The 5,675-nt window shown below is 66.4% G+C and carries 4 protein-coding genes and 1 pseudogene; 1 reads left to right on the plus strand and 4 read right to left on the minus strand.

What is annotated here, in order from left to right; all coding sequences use genetic code 11:
- Together AC1D15_RS15860 and AC1D15_RS15865 are read right to left on the minus strand one after the other, a co-directional pair.
- Positions 1–313, minus strand: a 313-nt coding sequence (locus tag AC1D15_RS15860; RefSeq protein ID WP_477826724.1) for a hypothetical protein, incomplete at its 3' end; no start/stop codon positions are given.
- Positions 314–460: 147 nt separating this feature from the next.
- Complete coding sequence (locus tag AC1D15_RS15865) at positions 461–3,217, minus strand: TonB-dependent receptor (protein WP_477826725.1); 2,757 nt, start codon at positions 3,215–3,217, stop codon at positions 461–463.
- Between the two features lie 430 nt (positions 3,218–3,647).
- Here AC1D15_RS15865 and AC1D15_RS15870 point away from each other — a divergent pair, with 430 nt between their 5' ends.
- Positions 3,648–4,388 carry a GntR family transcriptional regulator gene (locus AC1D15_RS15870; RefSeq protein ID WP_047510694.1) on the plus strand — a complete coding sequence of 247 codons (741 nt, stop codon included), beginning with the start codon at positions 3,648–3,650 and terminating at the stop codon, positions 4,386–4,388.
- Positions 4,389–4,451: 63 nt separating this feature from the next.
- Here AC1D15_RS15870 and AC1D15_RS15875 read toward each other — a convergent pair whose 3' ends face one another.
- Positions 4,452–5,408, minus strand: coding sequence for a glycoside hydrolase family 16 protein (locus tag AC1D15_RS15875; RefSeq protein WP_477826726.1), 957 nt, complete (start codon positions 5,406–5,408; stop codon positions 4,452–4,454).
- Between the two features lie 7 nt (positions 5,409–5,415).
- Positions 5,416–5,675, minus strand: a pseudogene (locus AC1D15_RS15880) (MFS transporter); the annotation flags it as partial.

Genomic DNA, 5,675 nt, shown 5'->3' on the forward strand with positions numbered 1-5,675 from the left:
GGGTCTGCAGGTGGTAGACGCGCACCATCAGGCGCTCGTTGCTGACCCAATTCACGGCGCCCAGGTGGTGCAGCCTGTTGTCGAACSTGCCGACGATCACCGGCGCGCCGCCCTTGACGTCGCGCGTGACCAGCACCGATTCATCGCCCCGGTTCAGCACGGCGGCAAAGCGGTCGCCGCCCGGTGACAGGACCACATGCTGGATCGCCGGCAGGCGCGCGAAAGCTTCGAGCGGCAGCCGGGCCGCCGCCGGCGATGCCCAGGCCGCCGCAAGCAGCCACCCTGCGAACCACGCACGCCATCGTTTGACCAAGCGCCCCTCCCGGCTTCCTTTGAGTGGCCGGATTCTCGCAGTCCTCGGCCCGCGTCAAAAAAAAGAGGGGGAGCATCGCTGCCCCGCCCTCGATCCCCAAGCACCGGTCCCCCTGCGAGGCCGGTGTTGTCTTCGACGTCCTCGGACTTACATCTTCAAGCGCAGCGAGAGGTAGTACTGGCGGCCGTTCACGTAGAACGCGGTCGGCTGATCCGGGTTGTTCGCGTAGTACTTCAGCTTCGGGTTGTTCAGGTTCATCCCGTCCAGCGTGACCGTCAGGTTGTCGTTGATCTTGTAGCCGATCGACGCCGACACGTTGTCGGTGTCGTCCTGGTACTGCGCCGTGCTGCGGTCCAGGCCGTTGTAGAACTTCGAGCGGAAGCTGTAGTTCACGCGGGCGCTGAAGCTGTCGTTCTCGTAGTAGCCGGTCAGGTTGTAGGTGTTCTTCGAAGCACCCACCAGCGGCCCGCCACCGGTTTCCTCGGCATCGGCGTACGTGTAGTTCGCGATGGTGCCGAAGCCGGCGCCGATCGGTTGCTGGTACGAGAGTTCGAAGCCCTGGACCTTGCCGCTGCTGTTGGTCGGCGAGCTGATCGTGAAGGTTTCCAGCACGCCCGTCCGGACGTTCATGTACTGGGTCTGCGTCTTGCCGAAGCTGACGTAGTTGTTCAGGTCCATGTAGAACAGGCTGGCTGACAACAGCGAGCGCGGAGCGAAGTACCACTCCAGCCCGAGGTCCACGTTCGTCGAGCGGATGGGCTCCAGGTTCGGGTTGCCGCCGTTGCCCGTGTGCGTGAGTTCGTCCAGGCTCACCGAACCGGCCAGTGCGCTGTAGTCAGGGCGTGCCATGGTCTTGGCGATGCCGAAGCGCGCCACCAGGTCCTTGGACACGTCGTACTTCAGGTTGACGCTGGGCAACACGTCGGTGTAGGTGTTGGTCACCTCGTTGCGATAGAACGGGCCGAAGGCCGACGTGGTGATCGCACCGGGCACGGTGGCCGGGTCGACGCCTGCAGGAATCGCGACGTTCTGCAACACGTTTTCATTCGTGCGGACCAGGCGCACGCCGACGTTGCCGCTCCAGCGGTTGCCTTCCAGGTTGGCCATCACGTACGCCGCGGTGTTCTTCTCGCGCATCGAGAACTCACCCGGCCAGTACTGGCGCGACACCGGATCGCGGTTCGAGTACTGGTCGCCCCAGGCCTCGAGCGCAGCCGGATCGAGCTGCCACGGCATGTGCGGGAAGTTGCCGCCACCCAGGCCACCGCCGAAATTGCCCGGGTAGGTCGTGCCATTCCAGGCCGGCAGGTTGTCGAATGCACCGGGTCCAGGACCCTGGGCCGTCCAGGTCGACTCACGCGTGTGCTCGGCGAAGCGCGCACCGAACTTCAGACCGGTGACGGCCCCTGCCTCGAGGGCGTATTCGCCATCGAGCTGGCCCCAGTTTTCCTTGTCCTTCGTGGCGGCCGGGCTGGCACCGAAGACCCAGTCGAGCCGGGTCTGGCCCGGCACGTTGAAGCTGCCCTGGTTGATCCCCGGCAAGGCCGCATCGGCCGGTGAACTGATGCCATGCAGCGTGTAGCTCGCACCGGTGTTCAGGATGTCCTGCTCGTAGACGGCCTGCTTCGGCGTTTCACCCTTCCCCTTCGAAGTGCCGATCTTGCTCAGCAGCGTCAGCTTGTCGTTGACGTTCCACTTGCCATCCAGGTTGTAGAAGTCGCTGACCGCATTGGCACCCGGGCGGTAGATCTGGTCGACGATGCCGTATTGCTTGTCTTGCGCCGGCGTCTGGCCGGGCACACCGATGTTCTGGAACGTTGCGGACACCAGCGTGCCGTTGCGCACGACGTAGCCCGGATCCGGCGCCTGTCCGTTGCCGCCGTCCAGGATCTTCGACGGGAAGATCAGGTAGTTGCGGTTGTAGTTGGTGGCTTCCATCTTCGAGCGGAAGCCGCTCAGGTCCAGCGTCACGTCGTTGGTGGGCTTGATCTGCAGGTCGATGAAGGCGCCTTCGCGCTTGCGTTCCTGCTCGAACAAGGCCGAACCGATGCCGTTCGGATACAGGACGCCCGCGAGGTCGGGGTTCGACAACGCGATCGGGCTTCCCGCGGCGATGGCCGTGTAGCCCAGCATTTCCTGGCCGTCACGGCGCAGGTGGCGCTTCTCGGAGAACGCCTGGACCAGCACGCCGAAGCTGTTGGCCTCGTTCTTCCAGTTGAACAGCGCATTCAACTGCGGATCGGTCTTCTCCGGCAGGTCGGCATACACCGCACCCACCGTCGCTTCCAGCGTCAGCTGCTTCTTGAAGTCCAGCGGCTTGCGGGTCTGGATGTCGACCGTGCCGGCCACGCCGCCTTCGACCAGGTCCGCGCGCGAGCTCTTGTTCACGACGAYGGCGCCGACCAGTTCCGACGGCAGCAGCGAGTAGCTGACGCTGCGGCCGACCGTGCCGACCTGGTTCAGCACGAACCAGTCGCCGGAGCCGACCATGTGGCCGTTGATCATCGTCTGCGTCAGGCTGGGGTTGGTGCCCCGCAGGCTGACCCGGTCGGCTTCGTCGAAGCCGCCTTCGCCGGCGCCGGCCGAGCTGATGTTGACGCCCGGGATACGCTGCAGCGAATCGGCGACGTTCTTGTCCGGCATCTTGCCGATGTCTTCGGCCGTGATGACTTCAACCACCGAATCGGCGTTGCGCTTGCGGTTCAGCGACTGCTGCAGCGAGCCACGAATGCCGGTGATCACCACCGCTTCCAGGTTCTGCGCGTTCTTCGCCGGCGCGGCAGTTTCAATCGGCTTCTCGGCCGCCACCGGCGCCGAAGCGGCCTGCGCCGGCTGCGGTGCCGACGCGGCGGCAGCCGCTGGTGCGGCTGCGTCCTGTGCGTGGGCAGCGGTGAACGCGCTCATCAGAGCAAGCGCGACCGCCGATGCGATGGGAGTCCTTTTAGCTTTCATGTCTGCCTCTGTTGCCTGGGTTAATGGGCCGCCGAAACTGATTCGGCCTGTTAGGAAACCTGGGACCTCATCTGCAGACCACCGGGAAAGTGGACTGCAGCTCCTTCCCCCGAGAACCGTGACGCTTTTGATGCCAGTTCTAGTACCAGTAAGCTACCACTAGAGGCCACTATGCTACCAATTTCACGCGATTGCAATAGCGTCGTCAGTCAGCAACCACGGGGAAACCACTGATGTAAAGTGCGGTCCGAGGGCCATTGAAACTGTCATTCGTGCGGTCCTTTCGGACTTCTTGTATTGAATTGGTATGGTCCATCACCATCTACCCTTGAGAGATCGCCGCAACCCGGCCACACGAGCCGGATAAAACAAAGGGGTTTGCATGACGACATTGGCCCAGGTGCTCAAGCCGCTGGACCCGAATCACAGCCTGCCGCTGTACCAACAGCTGCAGCGTGCGGTGCGCGAGGCCATCGAGCGCCGCGTGCTGGGGCCCGACGACGCCCTGCCCTCCGAGCGCCAGCTCGCCGAGGATTTCGCGGTCTCGCGCATCACGGTGCGCCGGGCGATCGAGGGGCTGGCCGAAGAAGGCTGGCTGGTGCGCCGGCAGGGTTCTGGCAACTTCGTGTCCTCTCGCGTCGAGAAGAACTTCGCGAAGCTGACCTCGTTCTCCGAGGACATGCGCGCCCGCGGCAGCCGCCCGCACAGCGTGTGGCTGAAGCGCTCGCAAGGCACGGTGACGCCGGAAGAGGCGCTGAAGCTCGCGCTGAGCCCCGGCGCGCTGGTCTACCGCTTCAACCGGCTGCGCTATGCCGACGACGCGCCGATGGCGATCGAGATCGCTACCGTGGTGGCGGGCTGCCTGCCGTCGCTGGAAGCGGTGGGCGATTCGCTGTACGCGGCGCTCGAGCAGCAGGGCAACCGGCCGGTGCGCGCGCTGCAGCGGCTGCGGGCGCTGCTGCTGAACGCCGAGCAGGCGCGGCTGCTGGAGGCGAACGTCGGCGATGCCGGGCTGCTGGTCGAGCGGCTGGGCTACCTGCGCGACGGCCGTGCGATCGAGCTCTCGCAGAGCTTCTACCGCGGCGACATGTACGACTTCGTCGCCGAGCTGAACGCGGGCTGAGGCCGGAAGGCGGTCCGTGCGGCATGCGTTCATGTGAATGGGCGCGGGCTGCACGGCGTGACCTCAGAAGTCGCAGGTGGAGGTGAGCGGCGGCTCGGCCGCCGGCACGGTGTCGACGGCGGTCTGCCCGGCACGGCGCAGCGCCTGCACCGCCTGCGTCACCTCGGCGGGCGTCATCACGCGGTTGCGTGCGTGGTAGACCCAGTCGACATCCTCTTCATACGCGCGCGGCGCCGACACGCCGGCCAGTTGCCCCGCCGGCACGAACCACTGGCTGAACGCGATCGCCATCGGCACGACCGGGTAATTGCGCCCGCCATGCTCGTCGAGCTGCCGGCCGTCCAGGAAGAAGCGGCTCTTGCCGCCGGCCACCTGCATCATCAGCACATGCCAGCCGCCGCCCGAAGGCCCCAGCGCCGCGAAGTGCTGCAGCGGCTGGTTGTACGCATCCCACGGGTCGAGGCGCACCGTCTGCCAGCTCACGCCGTAGAGCCGCGTGCGCGCATCGCCCCAGCCGCCGTTCGGCAGGTACTCCCAGTCGAGCTCGCTGTACTGCGGGTCGTACGGAAAGCGCAGCGGGCTCACCGTGTAGAAGGTCTGCACGAGCACGTCGCCATCCGGCCCCTGCACCGGCGCGTCGCTGAAGCGGATGCGGGCGGCGTAGGTGCCTTCGAGGTACTTGCGGGCATGGCACAGCTGGGCCTGCGTCGTGCCGGCGGGCGTGCCGTCGGTGCGCGCGCTCAGGCGCAGCAGCCGGTTGCCGGGCTGCGCCGGATCGTCGACCAATGACAGCGCGCCCGCACCCCAGCCTGCACCCTCGATGCCGGGGTGGCCGCGCTTGTCGCGCACCGTCCAGCCGCCGGCGGCGAGCGCGGCGACGTTCGGCTGGCTGAAGTCGTCGAAGAACACGCCGGCTGCCGGTGACGCAGGCACTGCAGCAGGCGCAGGCACGCCGGCGCACCCCGCCAGCAAGGAGCCGGCGATGACGCATGCAGCGAGTGACAGGCGGCGCATCTTCATCGCGTGCTCAGGCCTCGGCCACCTGCGTCGGCGCCGTGGGCTCGGCCGGCTTCGATTCCAAGGGCACGAAGCGCGCAAGGATCAGCACCGGCACCGCGCACGCGAGCCCCCACAGGAAGAAGTTCTGGTAGCCCAGCGCCACCTGGATGTCGCCGCTGATGGTGCGGAACAGGCTCATGCCCAGCCCCATCACGCCCGAGCCGATCGCGTAGTGCGCCGTCTGGTAGCGTCCCACCGACACCACCTGCATCAGGTACAGGATCACGC

The sequence above is a fragment of the Rhizobacter sp. P2_H2 genome, assembly GCF_056403375.1.

Bases quoted from the DNA above. Each gene is read 5' to 3' on its own strand.
- AC1D15_RS15875 (WP_477826726.1), bottom strand. From the start codon at position 5,408: ATGAAGATGCGCCGCCTGTCACTCGCTGCATGCGTCATCGCCGGCTCC.
- AC1D15_RS15870 (WP_047510694.1), top strand. From the start codon at position 3,648: ATGACGACATTGGCCCAGGTGCTCAAGCCGCTGGACCCGAATCACAGC.